We start from the raw sequence: 15569 nt of genomic DNA, 5'->3' as shown, positions 1-15569 counted from the left end.
GGGCGAGGCGCCGGGTAGGGCGGCCTCGCCCCGGGGTCCGAGTGAATGGACCGGCCCGCCGCGGTGTCCGGGGGAATGGCCCGGGCGGGCATGCCGACACTAAGCAGTCCGGGGCCACCGGTTCTGCGGAAAACTACCCACAAGACCGATCAGGCAGGGCGGGCCAGCCACTCCGCGAGGATGGCGGCCTCCTTCTCCGGGGCGATCCCGTGGTTCAGCATGGCGGTGCCGAAACTGCGCTCCGCCTCGGGGATCTCGCGCAGCCACTCCCAGGTGTCGCGGACCGTCTCGGCCACCGGACGGCAGCGCAGCCCGGCGGCCAGCGCCTTGGCGGACGACGGCTCCCACACGTGCTCGAAGCCGGGCATGAGAGGCGCCCACAGCGGCAACTCGGTCCACGGCTGGACGTCCTTGCCGAGCAGGAACTCGTCGGAGGCCCAGACGAACTCGGCGTCGGCGCCGGTCACCTCGGCGCAGGCGGCCAGCCACTCCCCGTAGGTGACGTTGGCGGGCACGCCGCTCGCCAGGAACCGGTCCGAGGTGCCCGCCTCGACCTGGTCCACCACGAACGCCGCGAGATCGCGGACGTCGATGACCTGCATCGCCCTGGCCGGGTCGCCCGGCGCGAGCACCTGCCCGCCGTGCGAGATCCGGGTCAGCCACCAGGGGAGACGCCCGACGTTCTCATCCGGGCCGAGGATGAGACCCGGCTGGACGATCAGCCTGTTGCCCGGGAAACCCTCCTCCACCGCGCGCTCACACCCCGCCTTCAGCGCGCCGTACTCGCCCTCCGCGGCGTCGGAGGGACACGCGAACAGCGGCGAGCCCTCGTCCACCGGCTTGGCCCCGAACTCGGCGATGGCCGAGATGCTGGAGATGAACGCGTAGGTGCCGGCGCGGCCGGAGAGCAGCCGCACCGACTCTCCCACCACGCGCGGCACCCGGCCGCTGACGTCGATCACCGCGTCCCACTCGCGACCCGCCACGAGCCGCTCAAGATCGTCGGACACCGCGCGGTCACCCCGCACCACCTCGGCGCCGGGCAGGTCGGAACCGCTCTGGCCCCGGTTGAACGTGGTCACCTCATGGCCGCGGTCCAACGCCGTCAGGGTGATCGCGCGGCTCAGAAAGACCGAACCACCGAAGATGAGTATTCGCATGACCGTCATTCTTCGCATCACTCCCGGCGCGGACATCGTCCTTTCACTGCCAGCGCAAGCGACGCGCCGGGAGCGGAGGAATCCGGGATCAGCCGATGCGTTGCCCGGGGACACCCACCGGGGAGAAGCGCTCGCGGTCCAGGACGTGCACCCGGGCCGAGGGTATGTCGAAGTAGAGGCCGACGAGCTCCATCCGCCCGGCCGCGACCAGCTCGTTCACCTGGGGATAGGTGTGCAGGTTGGCCAGTTGCTGCATCACGTTGACCCGGCACAGCCGGTCCAGCGGCTCCAGGCCGTCATCCGGCCGCGGCTCACCCTCGATGAACCTGGACAGGGTGTGCCCGCCGTGCCGCAGCCAGCGCTGGAGACCGGGCATCTCACCCGCGGTCACGCCGCCGCTCAGCAGGACCGCCATCGCCCCGCACCCCGAATGGCCGCACACCGTGATCGTGCGGACGTTGAGGTACTGGGTGGCGAACTCGATCGCGGCCACCACCGAGTCGTCGGACGGCGCCGCCCCCTTGCGCGGCACCAGATTGCCGATGTTGCGCACCGTGAACAGGTCTCCCGGGCCGCTCGCGGTGATCAGGCTCGGCACGACGCGGGAGTCCGCGCAGGTGATGAACAGGTGGGACGGCTCCTGCTTGCGGGCCATCCGGGTGAGGATCGGCCGGATCAGCGGAGCCGTACGGCGATGGAACTCGCGCGCCCCGGCGAGCAGCTCCGGCGCGACCGGCCCGCCGCCCGGCGGCCCCGGTGGCGGCTGGTCCAGGGCTGTCGGTGTCTCCCGCACCGGCTCCGGCCGGCCGGAACCGGGCCGGTGGCCCAGCCCCGGCGGGCGGTGCGGATGCGGCCTGGTGTAACCGGCGGCCCGGGGACGGCGGTAGGCCCACGGGAGCCACCAGTGGTCCGGCCCGCGCAGCGGCGTTTTGGCGGGGAACATCCGCGCGCCGCTGGCTGCCATCGCATACCACTCGTCGTGGATCTCGTCGATGTCCACCGTGCCGCCGGAGCGCTCGTGCTCCAGCCGCCAGGCGTGCAGCGCCTCGAAGGCGGCGTTGTCCATGAAGTCGATGTTGAGGTCGAGGTTCACCGTGGCGGCGGGCGGGATCTCGCGCAGCCCGGCGGTGATCCTGGGCACGCCCAGGAAGGTCAGCGACCCCGCGATCAGCACGTGCCAGCGCCCGCCCGGCTCCGGGCGCAGCCGGATGGTGACCCAGGTGAGACGGTGCAGGGCGAGGACCGCCGCCAGCCCGAGACCCATCAGCACCCCCTCCGCCAGCCCGACCAGCACGACGCCCAGGAACGTCACCACGTAGACCGGCACCTCGCCATGGCCGCGCAACTGCGGGATGTGCCCGGGTTTCACCATGCGCACGCCGATGAAGACCAGCAGCGCGGCCAGCGCCTCCATCGGGATCATCTGAACCGTCCAGCCGAGCCAGCACGCGAACACCAGCACCCACACGCCGTTCAGGATCGCCGACCAGCGGGTCCGGCCGCCGGCGCGGACGTTGGCCGTGCTGCGCAGGATGCCGCCCGCCACCGGCAGCCCGCCCAGCGCACCGCTCACGATGTTGGCGACGCCCTGGCCGGTGAGCTCCCGGTCGAGGTCGGCCCGCGGGCCGTCGTGAATCTTGTCGATCCCGACCGAGCTGAGCAGCGACTCCACCCCGGCGAGCAGCGCGACCAGCAGCACCGACGCCGCGATGGCGGGCCACTCGGCCGCGGGCCAGACGGGCGGCGCCCACTCGCCGAGATTCTGCGACAGGTCGAGATGGGTCACGTCCCAGTCGAGCACGGCGGCGACGGAGGCGGCGACCAGCAGCGCGGCCAGCGGCGCGGGCAGCGCCCGCACGCGGCGCGGAAGCCGGTTCCAGCCGAGCAGGACCCCGATGGTGAGCAGGCCGACGGCGACGGCGTGCGGATGCCCGCCGATGACCAGGGCGGGGAGCGCGGCCAGGTTGTCCAGGGGCGAGCCGTGGCCCGCGCCGCCGAGCAGCATGTGCAGCTGGGACAGGGCGATCACCACGCCCACGCCGGCGAGCATGCCGTGCAGGACGGCGGGGGAGACGGCCAGTGCGGCCCTGGCCACCCGGCAGACGCCGAGGAGGAACTGCACGACGCCGGCCAGCAGCGTGATCATGCAGGTGGCGCGCCAGCCGTACGTCTGGATCAGGTCGGCGACGACCACGGCCATGCCGGCGGCGGGGCCGCTCACCTGGACGGCGGAGCCGCCGAGCGCGCTGGCCAGGATGCCGCCGGCACAGGCGGCGACCACCCCGGCCGCGAGGGGCGCTCCGGCGGCGACGGCGATGCCGAGCGCCAGCGGCATGGCCACAAGGAAAACGACCAGAGAGGCCGGCAGGTCATGTTTGAGCACGGAGGTGAGGCGACGCTTCGCAGTCGTCCCCTCACTCAGAGTGTTCGTCATGTCACAGACCCTATGACGAGGGCCTGACAAGTCTTAAGGGCTTACGAGACGTCTGTGCGGGTGGGGGTGGGAGAAGTCAACACATCAGAACGAAATCGAGGTCAGCGGTAATAGTCCGGATAGTCGGGGTCCGGTGCCCGGTGGTGGCCGCCACGGCCGCCGGACGGGGAACCGTCGGGCACCGGCCGGGGGGCCTCGGCGGTGGTGCCGTAGAGCTCGCCGTAGGTGGGCCAGCTGCCGTTGCCGGCCGCGGGCTGCTGCTCGGGCCAGGCGCCCGGCGCCGCGGGCGCGGGCGCCGGCTGGCGGGCCGGGTCGTAGGAGTAACCCGGGGCCTCGCCGGAGAGCACGTCGTTCCCGGCCGGGGGCGGGTAGTCGTAGGCGGACACGACCTTGCCCGGGGCCGTGGGGGTGGAGGCGGCCGGCGTGGGACCGGTGACCGTGTCGGAGTCGTCGATGGTGGCCCAGCCGGACCTGACCTCGTAGGACGACTGCGCGGTGTAGGAGGCGTCGTAGGTGGCGGCCGGCGTCACCGGGGCGGCGGGCGCGGGCGGCTGGTAGGGGCTCGGCTGCGCAGGCCACGCGCCCGACGACGCGGCGGACGCCGGAGCGCCGGGGTCGTCGAGGATGTCGGCGGTGCCCTGCCAGGCGTAACCCTGCGGCTCGGAGGTGTTCAACGGGTCGGCCGCGCTGTACGCCGGAGGCGTGAACGGGCCCGTGCCGGGCGCCTGCGGGGCGGCGAACTGGCCGCTGGACAGCGACGTCACCGGCGCGACCGGCTCCGCGCCACGGGGACCCGTCGAGACGGGGCCGCCGGTGGGCAGGGGCGCCGACGGCACCCCGGTGGACGACGGCACGGCGGGCATCGCGCCGCTCGACGTGGTGGCGGGCATGGGGCCGCCCGCCAGCGGGTTGGCGGGGAAGGAACCGAGGCCGGACCCGGCCGGGTCGAGCGGGTCGGCCGCGCGCGACGGCCGTGCGGTGTAGGGGCCGGTGGCCAGCGGGTCGCTCAAGGGGTCGCTCAGCGGGTCGCGGCGGGCCGCGGCGGGCCGCGACGCCAGCGGGTCCGGCCGGGAGGCCGGGCGGGGCGCGGTCAGCGGGTCGGGCGCGGCGGCGGCGAGCGGGTCGGGGCGGGAGGCCGGGCGGGGCGTGCCGAGCGGGTCGGGCCGCTGCTCGGCACGGGGCGCGGTCAGCGGGTCGGGCCGGGCGTTGCCGCGCGGGGAGTTGAGCGGGTCGGGCCGCGAACCGGGACGCGGCGCGCTCGGCTGGTCGGGCCGCGCCGCCGTACGCGGGTCGGGCCTGCCGCCGGTGCGGGGCTCGGGACGGCCACCGGTGCGGCGCGCGGAGTTCCCCCCGGAACCGCGCCTGGCCGGGCCGGCCGGGGTACGGCGCGGGGTGCCGCCCTGGGCGGGCGGCGGGGAGGCCGGAGCGGCCGGGCCGCGCCCGGAGGGCGGCGTCGCCGGCGCCTCAGGGGTCGGGGCGGAGAAGGTCACCGTCTTCTGCTCGGCGGCGGCGGCAGCGGGGCTGGGCGGAGCCGGGCGGACCGGCTCGACGAGGTCGGCGAGGTCGCTCGAACCGGTGGCGCGGGGCGCGCCGGAGGAGGCCGGTGACCGGGTCGGCAGCGGAGCCTGCACGGTCGCCGCGTTGGGATCGGGCGCGGCCTTCGGCTCGCCCGGCTCCTCCTCGTCCTCAAGGGGACGCTCCGCGCCGTACCTGGCGGCGATGGTGCCGCCGCCGAAACCGCCCTCGTCGGACCGGACCCTGCTCCAGTAGTCGTCGTCGTAGTCGTCGGACTCGCCCCACTCGTCGACGCCGCGCCTCCCCCGCGCGGCGTTCTGCTGCGCCCGGCGGGGCGAGGGACGGCCCGCGGGACGCCCGCCGCCCGGGCGGGCGGCGCCACGCTGCCGGTTGGCCGACTTGGGCTTCGGCTCGTCGTCGATGGGGCTGAAGTCCGGACTGAAGTAGTCGACCCGTGGTTCCCTGCTGGCGAAGTCGTCGGAGGAAAGCTCGGTAGCCTTCTCCGCCTGCTCGGCCATCTTCTTCAGACGGTCGGCGGGTAGGGCGCTCTCCCGGCGGTTCATGGACCGCATGCCCAGTGCCACGACGACGAGCACGAGGAGCACGACGGCGACCAGGCTTGCTACGACCGCGATCATTGCACCACCCTCAAGGCCATGGCCTGCCAGCGGCGCCGGTGAGATCGCGCGGCCATCGACGCGACCTGCCCCCCTTGATCACCAACGCTCAGCGATTGGATCTGATTGTGTCGGACCACTATGACCGTTGTCACACCCTAAGTGAAGAATTGGTAACCATTACTACCTCCGGTGTCGAGCAGGTCACTCGATGTGGACCGCAGTCAGCCGACCTCGGGCGATGGTCAGATCCGCGATGCCCCTCAAGGTGTCGTAGAGGGCCGCTCCATCTTGACGGGCCAGCTTGTCTTTGAGTGCGTAGACAGTGAAACGATAGTTGTCCGCGGGGCGACAGGGAGGCGAGTAGCCCACTTTGCCGCTGGTCGTGCGTCCTTGCAGGGCCCCCTCGGGGAGGCTCTCCGCGATGTCCTCGCCCACCTCGGTGGTGCGCGGGTCGATGTTGAACAGCACCCAATGTACCTGCGCGCCCTCGATGGCGTTGTCATCGTCGACGACGATCGCCACCGACTTGGTCCCGGGGGAAGGCACCCCGGACCAGCGCAGCGGCGGGTTGCCCTGCGATCCCTTGCACGAGTAGGCCGCTGGGAGCGGTGCGCCCTCGCTGAGGCGGGGACTCGACACACTGATCGAATCCAGCACCTGCGCCGACGACGACCAGCCGCCCAGGAACCCACAGCCGGAGGTGACCGCGATCACACCGGCCGCCACCGCGTGAGCGGCGGCGCGCCTCGTGCGCGTTGACGACTTCGGCTGTCCCATGCCCGATGATGCTACGCGGATCTGGAAGATGTGCTGACCGGATCGCGAGGTTCTATGGCGTCGGAATGACCGGTAATCCGCCACAATCGAGGGATGAGGGGGGTGAGCTTGGACACACGAACCGGCTTCGGGGTCCTCGGCCACCTCGAAGTTCGCGTTGACGGCGAGCCGGTCGAAGTGGGCGGCCCCCGCCTGCGCGCGCTTCTCGCCCTTCTTCTGCTCACCCCCGGCCGCACGGTCCCCACCGACACCCTGATCGAGGGCGTCTGGCGGGACCGCCCGCCCGCCCGCGTCGGCAACGCCCTCCAGGCCCTGGTCTCCCGCCTCCGCACCACCCTCGCCGACCCCCGCCCGAGGCCACGCCCCGTCGGCGCTGGGGAGCCGCCGACCGGCCAGCCGGACGAGACACGCCAGAGCGGGGTGTCCCCTCATCCCACGCGGCAGGCGGGCCCCGGCCACATGAGGGAGGCGTCGCCCGGTCCCGGTCAGGTGGAGGGGGCGCGCTCCATGGGGGAGGCGTTCCCCGGTCCGGTTCTTGGGGCGGGCTCGGGTCGCGCGGGGGAGGGGTTCTCCGATTCGGCCGAAGGGACGCGCTCCGGTCATGCGGGGGAGGCTTTGTCCCCTCTGGTTCATGGGGCGGGCTCGGGTCGTGCGGGGGAGGCGTTGTCCGGTCCGGTGGATCACGCGGGCTCCGGTGGTGCGGGGGAGGCGTTGACCGGTCTGGTTCATGGGGTGGGCTCGGGTCGTGCGGGGGAGGGGTTGTCCCGTCCGGTGGATCAGGTGGGCTCCGGTCGTGTGGGGGAGGCGTTGTCCGATGCGGCCGGGGGGAGGCGCTCTAGGCGGGCGGGGGACGGGCGCGATGTCCGGGGGGCGGGGGCGCGGCTCATCGTGGCCGACGCCTTGGGGTACCGGTTGATGGTCGAGCCCGGTCAGGTGGACGCGTACCGGTTCGTGTCGCTCGCCGCCCAAGGGGGGAGTGCCCTCGCGGCGCAGGAGGCCGGCGCCGCGGCGACCGTGCTGCGGCAGGCTCTCGCGCTGTGGCGCGGTCCCGCCTTCGCCGACCTCGCCGCCGTCGAGGTCGCCATGGTGGAGATCGCCCGGCTGGAAGGGCTGCGCCTGACCGCCACGGAGGACCTGATGGAGGCGGACCTCCGGCTCGGCCGGCACGCGGAGGTCTCCGCCGAACTGCCCGCCCTCATCGCCGCGCACCCGCTGCGCGAGCGCCTGCGCGGCCAGCACATGCGCGCCCTGTACGGCGCCGGCCGCCAGGTCGAGGCGCTGGCCGCCTACGAGGAGGCCCGCTCCGCGTTTGCCGACCGGCTAGGCGCCGACCCCTCACCCACCCTGGCCGACCTCCACCTGTCCATGCTCCGAGGCCAGTGGACAGAACCCCCCGCCTCCCCCTTCGGCACCGCTCCCACAATCCTCGTCCCAAGAGAGCCCGCCACCCCCGTCGCCGCCGCCTCGGCGGAGCTCACCACCCCGCTCCCCACTGCCTCGGCCGAGCCCGGAGCCCTGCCCCACACTGCCTCGGCAGACCCCGCCGCCCCCGTCGCCCCCGTCGGCGCCTCGGCCGACTCCGTCGCCGCGCAGCCGGGCACCTCTCCCGCCCCGCAGGTCGCCCCGCTCGCCGCCGCCCCGCTCGTGGACACCGTCGTACCGGGCGGGGACATCGCGGTGGCCGGGGCATCCGCGGGGCCGGGGCGGCGTGGGAATCTGCGGGCTCGGCTGACCAGCTTCGTCGGGCGGGAGCGGGACGTGGAGCGGGTACGGGCGCACCTGCGGGATTATCGGCTGGTGACCTTGCTGGGGCCGGGCGGGGCGGGCAAGACGCGGCTCGGTGTGGAGTCGGCCGAGGCGGTCGCGGACACGATGCCCGACGGGGTGTGGCTGGTCGAGCTGGCGACGGCCCGGCAGCCCGCCGAGGTGACCTTGGCGATCATGGCCGCGCTCGACGTACGGGACAAGATCGCCACGCCGCGCGTCGTCCAGCCGACCGAGCCGCGGGAGGCGGACGACCACCTGGCCGAGGCGCTCTCCGGGCGGCGGCTGCTCATCGTGCTGGACAACTGCGAGCACGTGATCGAGGCGGCGGCGCGGCTCATCGACCGCCTGCTGGCCGAGTGTCCCGGCATCCGCATCCTCGCCACCAGCAGGGAGCCGCTCGGCATCACCGGCGAGATCACCCTGACGCTGCCGCCGCTCGGCCTGCCGCCGTCGGGGGCGGACCCCGCCGAGGCCGCCGCGTATCCGGCCGTGCGCCTGTTCGCCGACCGGGCCGCGGCGGTGCGCCCCGGTTACCGGGTCGAGGACGAGGCGGAGGCGGTCACCCGGATCTGCCGGGAGCTGGACGGCATGCCGCTGGCGATCGAGCTGGCCGCGGCCCGGCTGCGCGCGCTGTCCACCGGGCAGATCGCCGACCGGCTCGACGACAGGTTCCGGCTGCTCACGGCGGGCAGCAGGACCGCGCTGCCGAGGCACCAGACGCTCCGTGCCGTCGTGGAGTGGAGCTGGGACCTGCTCGACGCCCAGGAACTCGTCCTCGTGCGCAGGCTCGCCGTCTTCGCCGAGGGCGCCACCCTCGACGCCGCCGAACGGGTCTGCGCCGGTCCCGGGCTCGACTCGGCCGACGTGCTCCAGGTACTGGCCAGGCTGGTGGACAAGTCGCTCGTCGTCTTCGACACCGGCAGATACCGGATGCTGGACACCATCCGCGTCTACGCGGCGGGACAGCTCGCCGAGGCCGGGGAGCAGGAGCTGTTGCGGGAGGCGCACGCCCGGTACTTCGCCGAGTTGGCCGAGGAGGCGGACCCGTGGCTGCGCCGCGCCGAGCAGCTCGACTGGCTGGCCCGGCTGGCGGAGGAGCAGGGCAACCTGTCCGCCGCGCTCCGCCGTACCATCGACAGCGGCTTGGCGGAACCGGCGTTGCGGCTGGTCGGCGCGCTCGGCTGGTACTGGTGGCTGCGCGGGAACCGGCTCGACGGGGCGCTGCGGGCACGGGAGGCCCTGGAGATCGGTGTGCACGCCGCGCCCGAGCTGCGCGCGCAGGCCACGGCGGTCTACGCGATCAACGCGATGGCCTCCGCCCTCTCCTGGCACGGCACCCGCGCGATGCTGCTGGCCATGCACGAGGAGGCGGTACGGCTGCGCGAGACGGTGCCGCACCCGCTGACCGCGCTCGCGGTGCCGTCCCTGGTGCTCTTCGGGGACGACCGGCCGCAGGACGAGCGGTTCCTTGCCGACCTGCTGGTGCACCCCGATCCGTGGGCGGTCGCCTCGGGGCTGATGTTCCGTGGTCTGCTGCATCTCAACAACGGCCGGGTGGAGCAGGGCCGCGACGATCTCGAGTCGGCGGTGGCCAGGTACCGGGAGCTGGGGGACCGGTGGGGGATCGGCACGGCGCTCAGCTCGCTGTCCGACCTGCACTATCTGCGCGGCGAGGTCAGACGGTCCGTCGCCCTGATGCGCGAGGCGCTGGCCGCGATGGACGAGCTCGGGGCGGTGGAGGACACGCCCTACATGTGCGCCCGGCTGGCCCTCGGGCTGCAGGCGCTCGGCGAGCGGGAGGCGGCGGAGTCGACGCTGACCGAGGCGGCCGAGATGGTGATCCAGGCGGGCGACCGGGTCGGCCAGGCCGGCGTGCTGGGAGTGCTGGGGGACTTCGCCCGGCAGGCCGGCGACCTCGGCAGGGCGAGGGCGAACTACATGGAGGCGCTGAGGCTGGCGCAGACGGTGGTGGGGACGCCGCCGCACCTGGTCTCGTCGCTCAAGTGCGCGCTCGGGCTGCTGGCCGAGCAGGAGGGGGACCTCGCCGAGGCGCGGCGGCTGCACTCCCTCGCCCTCGAAGAGGTGCTGGACACCTGGGACGCGCAGCTGATCGGGCTGGTCGTGGTCGGCGCCGCGTCGTTCGCGCTGGCCACAGGTGAGCCCGGGGCGGCCGCCAGGCTGCTCGGCGGCGTAGAAGTGATCATGGGCGTCTCGGCCGTCGTCGAGTACGACCATGTGCGGGTGCACACGGCGGTCCGGGCGGAGCTCGGCGACGACGCTTTCGCCGTCCACCTCGCCGTCGGCCGTGCGTTGACCCGCGACGACGTCGTCGCCCTCGTCCGCACCCACCTGAACTCCCAACCGGCGCCCGCTCCCGACCGCCACCCCTGACCTGGGACCCGGCCACCCTCCCAGGGAGCGCCCCCGCTACCACCCTGGGGAGTGACCCAGCCGCCGCTCCCGGCCCCGGACCACCCGGGGACGCCCTCGCGGACGCCCCCGGTCACCGGGAAGGCATCCGGAGGGCGCCCCCGGAGGGCACGTCGTCCGGCGCCGGTGCGACGGGCGCCCGTCAGGCGGTGTTGCGGAAGACGCGGATGGCCAGCGGGGCGAAGACCACCACGAAGCCGGCCGCCCAGAGCAGCGAGATCATCGCGGGGCCGCCCACCTCGCCGCCGATCAGCAGGCCGCGGATGGCGTCGGACAGGTGGCTGACCGGGTTGAGGTCGGCCCAGAACTCCAGCCAGCCCGGGAAGGTGTCCGGGCTGACCAGCGCGCTGCTGGTGAAGGTCAGCGGCATCATCACCGAGAAGGCGATCATCTGCACCTTCTCGGGACTGGTCGCCTTGAGGCCGATCAGGACCGACATCCACGACATCGCCAGCGCCACGATCACCAGCAGCGCCAGCGCGCCCAGCAGACCGGCCACCCCGGTCGTGATCCGGAAGCCCAGCAGCATGCCGAACCCGATCAGCAGCGCGAACGCCCACACCTGCTTGAACGTGTCGGCGATGATCCGCCCGGACAGCGGCGCGGTGCGCGCGATGGGCAGGCTGCGCAGCCGGTCGAAGACGCCCTTGGTGATGTCGGTGTTGAGACCGATCGCCGTGGTGAGCGTGTAGAACAGCGCGTTCTGCACGAGCAGGCCGGGCAGGGCGAACTGGAGGTAGTCGCCCGTCGAGCCGGAGATCGCGCCGCCGAACACGTAGGTGAACAGCAGCACGAACATGATGGGCTGGATGCTCAGGTCGAGCAGCTCCCACGGGTTGTGCTTGATCTGCACCAGGCTCCGCCAGGCCAGCGTCATGGTCTGCTGCAGCGTGGCGGCGGGGCCGACGCGCCGGGACGTCGGCCTCCCGGGCGCCGCTTCGGGCGCCGCTTGGGTCGTCAGGGCGGTCACGCCGGGACCTCTTCCTTCTCCTGTGCGGGCTGGTCCTCGGCGCGGTGCCCGGTCAGGGCCAGGAACACCTCGTCGAGGCTGGACTTGCGGAGCGACAGCTCGGACGCGATGACGCCGAGCTCGTCGAGCCGGCGCACGATCACGGGGACCACGGCCGGGTCGTGCACGGCGGCCGTCACCCGGCCGCCCGCGGTCTCCGGAGCGGCGCCGATGATCTCGCCGACCACCTGGGCGACCAGGTCGAGACGGTCCCCGTCCAGCGGCCTGACCTCCAGGACCTGCGCGCCGGTGGTCGCCTTGAGCTGGTCGGAGGTGCCCGAGGCGATCACCTTGCCGTGGTCGAAGACCACGATGTCGTCGGCGAGCTGGTCGGCCTCCTCCAGGTATTGCGTGGTGAGCAGCACGGTGACGCCGTCGGCCATCAGGCCGCGCACGACGTCCCACAGGTCGGTGCGGCTGCGCGGGTCGAGGCCGGTGGTGGGCTCGTCGAGGAAGAGCACCTGCGGCCTGCCCACCAGGCTGGCCGCCAGGTCGAGCCGCCGGCGCATGCCGCCGGAGAACGTCTTGGCGGCGCGCCCGCCCGCCTCGGTCAGCGCGAACCGCTCCAGCAGCTCGCCCGCCCGGCTCTTCGCCTCCGCGCGGGAGAGTCCGAGTAAGCGGCCGATCATCACGAGGTTCTCCACCCCGGTGAGCATCTCGTCGACCGCGGCGTACTGACCGGTGAGGCCGATCAGCGAGCGCACCTGGTGCGCCTCGCGGACGACGTCGAACCCGCCCACCGTGGCCCTGCCCGCGTCGGGGCGGAGCAGGGTCGCGAGGACGCGCACCGCGGTGGTCTTGCCCGCCCCGTTGGGCCCGAGCACCCCGAGCAGGCGCCCCTGAGGCACGACGAGGTCGACGCCGTCGAGAGCCTTGGTAGAGCCATAGTGCTTCACCAGCCCTTCTGCCTCGATGGCATAACCCATGTTCATCTCCTTCTGGTCGTAGGACTCCAGAGTGGACCAGACCACTGACATTTCCCTGAGACGCCGCTCCGCCCGCTGACAGTCCGCTGACCCTTCTTCTCGATCTCGACGCATCGGACCTTCTAGGCTGGGCAACGTGAGCGAGCGAGCGAGGCCGTACGACAGCGCGGTGGCGGATGCCCGCGGCATGGGCGAGGGGGTGCGGTGAGCGTCCCACTACGCGATCCGGTCAACCGGGTCTCCCGGCGGGCCATCACGCTATGGCTGCTGGAAGCGCTGTTCGGGTTCGCGCTTCTGGTCGGCGGTTCGATGCTGGCCGCCGTGTGGATCGACGGCAGCGGCTGGTCGTGGGTGCCCGGCTGGCTGTCGGACAACGTCTGGTGGCTGCCCGTCGCCGTCGGAGTGCTGATGGCGCCCTTCGTGGTGATCGAGCCCTTCTGGCGGTACGCGGTGCACCGCTGGGAGCTGTCGAGCGACGTGGTCTACGCCCGGTCCGGCTGGATCAGCAGGGAGTGGGTGTTCGTGCCGGTCAGCCGGATCCAGACGGTGGACAAGGCGCAGGGGTGGTTCGAGCGCCTGCTCGGCCTGGCCACCGTGGAGATCCGCACCGCCTCCTACGCCGGATCCTCGACGATCAAGGGTCTCGACTACACGGTCGCGGCCCGGCTGTCCGAGAGCCTCGCCCATCGCGCCGAGGAGCTGAGGGACGACGCCACATGACCCACCCTCCGGACCCCGATCCCGCCTCCCGGCCACCGGACCGCCCGGCCCCCGGTCCCACCCCGCCCGTCCCCGCGCCCCCGCAACACCCCCAGGGCCCGCCGTCTCAGGGGCCCGTGCCTCCGTGGCCGTCGCCGCAGAGCCCGGCGCAGAGCCCGGGGCAGGGCCATGGGCAGGGGCATGGGCAGGGGCATGCCGGCCCGCCGTACGGGGTCCCGCCGCAGGGGCCTCCCGGTCCGCCGCCGTACGGCATGCCCGCGGAGGCCGTGCCGTCGCGGCTGAGCCCGCTGGTGCTGCTGATCGATCCGGTGCGGATGCTGCCCTCGCTGCTGCTCCCGCTGGCGGGCGTGCTCTTCGTGGGCGGGTTCTCGCCGTCGTCGTTCGGCTGGGCCGCGGTCGCGGTCGTCGGCTCGGTGGCCTACTCGGTGCTGCGCTGGGCCACCTTCACGTACCAGATCGTGGGCGACCGCCTGGAGCTCACCCGGTCGCTGGTCAGCCGTTCGGTGCGGACCATCCCGCTGGAACGTGTCCGCGGCGTCGACGTCACCACACCGCCGCTGCACCGCCTGCTCGGCCTCGCCGTACTGCGGATCGACACGGCCGCGCACGGCTCGGCCGACAAGCAGGAAGGCGAGCTAGACGGCGTCACCCTGGCCGAGGCCGAGCGGCTCAGGACCCTCCTCCTGCGCCCGTCTCGGGTACGCGCGGCGCAGACCCCGGACGCCGCTCCCGGTACGGCCCGCCAGATGCCGCCGCACGGGCCCTTGGACGCCCCAGACGCGACGCCGGCGACCGCCGGGACCACGCCGCCCACCCTGCCGCCCGGCGACGCAGCGGCCCTCACCGGGGCAGGCGAGCCCGCGGTACGGCAGGTCGCCCCGGAGACCGTCTACCTCCGGGTACCGCGCAAGTGGCTGACCTTCGGCCCGCTCTCCGGCGCCTACCTGTTCACGCCGTTCGCGCTGGTGGCGGGCGCCGTGGGCGTGCTCTTCCAGTGGGCGGAGCAGTTCGGGGTCAGCGGGCGCACCGCCCTCAGCATCGGGGAGTGGCTGTGGCACCGGCCCTACCTGCTGGTGGCCGCCGCGCTGCTGCTCATCGCCGCGATGCCGTTCCTCGGCGTGCTGATGTACTCGGTGCTGAACTGGGACTTCACCCTCCGCGCCCGCGACGGCTACCTCGTCGCCGAGCGCGGTCTGGTCAACCGGCGCAGCGTGTCGCTGGAGCGGCGCAGGGTCAGGGGCTACGAGATCGTCGAGGCGCTGGCCGAACGCTGGGCCGGGGTGGCACGGGTGTGGGCGATCGTGTCCGGGCTCGGCGACTCCCAGAACCGTGGGCAACTGCTCCCGGTGGTACCGCGCGCCGCGGCACTGGACGTGACCCGCGAAGCCGTCGGCGAACTGACCGCGCCGCTGCGCACGCACCCACCCTCCGCCAGGAAGCGGCGCCTGTTCCGGGCCATCGCGCCCTGGCTGGCGCTGGCCGCGCTCGGCGCCGTGCCCGCCCTGACCACCGGCGTCGGCGTCTGGTGGGTCCTGCCGGTGCTCGCGCTGCTGCTCGCCCTGGCCGGCGTCCCCCTCGGCCTCGACCGCTACCGCTCGCTCGGCCACACCTACGACGGCACCCGGCTGTCCGTCCGCTCCGGCTCCCTGCGCCGCTCCCAGGCCGTGGTCGAACGCCGCGCCGTCGTCGGCTGGACCTTCCGCCAGACGTGGTTCCAGCGGCGGGTCGCGCTGATGACCGTGATCGCCGGCGTCGGAGCCGGAGTCGGCGGCTACGAGGCCATCGACGTCTCAGAAGCCGACGGCCCCGCCTTCGCCGCCGAGGTGACCCCCGACTGGCTCTCCCCCTTCACCATCCCCCACCCCGCCGCCCATTCCCCCACGGATCCCCCCACCACCTGACCTCGCATCCCCTCCGGACCGGAAGGGGAAGCGGGCGGTCCAGCACTCGCCTCCGATGTGTGTGGTCCGTGGCTCGCCTCTGATGTGGGTGGTCCGGGCCCGCGTGTGATGTGGGTGGTTCAGGGTTCGCCTCCGAAGTGGGTCGCTTTGGATGTGGATCTTCTGCCGTCCGCTTCCGGAGTGGGCGTTGTGGGTTCGCCTCCTATCTGGAGCGGGATATCGGTGTCCTCTGGCCCGTTCCGTGTGCGGCGTGGGATGTGGGGGTACTGGTGGTTCTCCGCCGGAACGGAAGAGGGCGCCGTCCTGGTGG

At 73.5% G+C, this 15569-nt stretch carries 9 protein-coding genes and 1 pseudogene; 4 read left to right on the top strand and 6 right to left on the bottom strand.

Annotation, left to right across the window (positions count from 1 at the left end):
- Positions 1-149: 149 nt before the first annotated feature.
- From QSK26_RS14315 to QSK26_RS14300, 4 genes are all read right to left on the bottom strand, one after another.
- Positions 150-1160, bottom strand: a complete 1011-nt coding sequence (locus QSK26_RS14315) for an NAD-dependent epimerase/dehydratase family protein (protein WP_285775590.1) — start codon at positions 1158-1160, stop codon at positions 150-152.
- Between the two features lie 88 nt (positions 1161-1248).
- Positions 1249-3594, bottom strand: coding sequence for a SulP family inorganic anion transporter (locus QSK26_RS14310; protein ID WP_285775589.1), 2346 nt, complete (start codon positions 3592-3594; stop codon positions 1249-1251).
- Positions 3595-3695: 101 nt separating this feature from the next.
- A complete protein-coding gene (locus tag QSK26_RS14305) occupies positions 3696-5747 on the bottom strand; it encodes a hypothetical protein (protein ID WP_285775588.1) in 2052 nt (683 codons plus the stop codon).
- Positions 5748-5930: 183 nt separating this feature from the next.
- On the bottom strand, positions 5931-6506 hold the full coding sequence (locus QSK26_RS14300) for a YbhB/YbcL family Raf kinase inhibitor-like protein (protein WP_285775587.1): 576 nt from the start codon (positions 6504-6506) through the stop codon (positions 5931-5933).
- A gap of 93 nt (positions 6507-6599) precedes the next feature.
- Between QSK26_RS14300 and QSK26_RS14295 the strand changes: the two are divergent.
- Both QSK26_RS14295 and QSK26_RS14290 read left to right on the top strand, forming a co-directional pair.
- A pseudogene (locus QSK26_RS14295) lies at positions 6600-6845 on the top strand (AfsR/SARP family transcriptional regulator); the annotation flags it as partial.
- A 549-nt stretch (positions 6846-7394) separates the two neighbouring features.
- Positions 7395-10664, top strand: a complete 3270-nt coding sequence (locus QSK26_RS14290) for an AfsR/SARP family transcriptional regulator (RefSeq protein WP_285775827.1) — start codon at positions 7395-7397, stop codon at positions 10662-10664.
- 181 nt (positions 10665-10845) lie between these two features.
- Here the strand turns inward: QSK26_RS14290 and QSK26_RS14285 are convergent, their stop codons facing one another.
- Together QSK26_RS14285 and QSK26_RS14280 are read right to left on the bottom strand one after the other, a co-directional pair.
- Positions 10846-11673, bottom strand: coding sequence for an ABC transporter permease (locus tag QSK26_RS14285; RefSeq protein WP_285775586.1), 828 nt, complete (start codon positions 11671-11673; stop codon positions 10846-10848).
- Entirely contained in the window at positions 11670-12638 is a 969-nt protein-coding gene (locus QSK26_RS14280; protein WP_285775826.1) for an ATP-binding cassette domain-containing protein, read from the bottom strand. Before QSK26_RS14280 ends, QSK26_RS14285 begins: the two co-directional genes overlap by 4 nt.
- A gap of 204 nt (positions 12639-12842) precedes the next feature.
- Between QSK26_RS14280 and QSK26_RS14275 the strand changes: the two genes are divergently transcribed.
- Together QSK26_RS14275 and QSK26_RS14270 are read left to right on the top strand one after the other, a co-directional pair.
- Positions 12843-13358 carry a PH domain-containing protein gene (locus QSK26_RS14275; protein WP_285775585.1) on the top strand — a complete coding sequence of 172 codons (516 nt, stop codon included), beginning with the start codon at positions 12843-12845 and terminating at the stop codon, positions 13356-13358.
- 116 nt (positions 13359-13474) lie between these two features.
- Positions 13475-15259 (top strand): PH domain-containing protein, encoded by a 1785-nt coding sequence (locus QSK26_RS14270; RefSeq protein WP_285775584.1) that lies wholly within the window; start codon positions 13475-13477, stop codon positions 15257-15259.
- Positions 15260-15569 lie beyond the last annotated feature (310 nt).

Source organism: Microtetraspora sp. NBRC 13810, from assembly GCF_030268685.1.
Classification (GTDB): Bacteria; Actinomycetota; Actinomycetes; order Streptosporangiales; family Streptosporangiaceae; genus BSRQ01.
Note: the sequence above shows the minus strand (reverse complement) of the source record. Positions and strands in the feature narration are given on the sequence as shown.

Coding starts and splice junctions, on each gene's coding strand:
- QSK26_RS14315 (WP_285775590.1), bottom strand. CDS start 1,160: ATGCGAATACTCATCTTCGGTGGTTCGGTCTTTCTGAGCCGCGCGATC.
- QSK26_RS14310 (WP_285775589.1), bottom strand. CDS start 3,594: ATGACGAACACTCTGAGTGAGGGGACGACTGCGAAGCGTCGCCTCACC.
- QSK26_RS14305 (WP_285775588.1), bottom strand. CDS start 5,747: ATGATCGCGGTCGTAGCAAGCCTGGTCGCCGTCGTGCTCCTCGTGCTC.
- QSK26_RS14300 (WP_285775587.1), bottom strand. CDS start 6,506: ATGGGACAGCCGAAGTCGTCAACGCGCACGAGGCGCGCCGCCGCTCAC.
- QSK26_RS14280 (WP_285775826.1), bottom strand. CDS start 12,638: ATGGGTTATGCCATCGAGGCAGAAGGGCTGGTGAAGCACTATGGCTCT.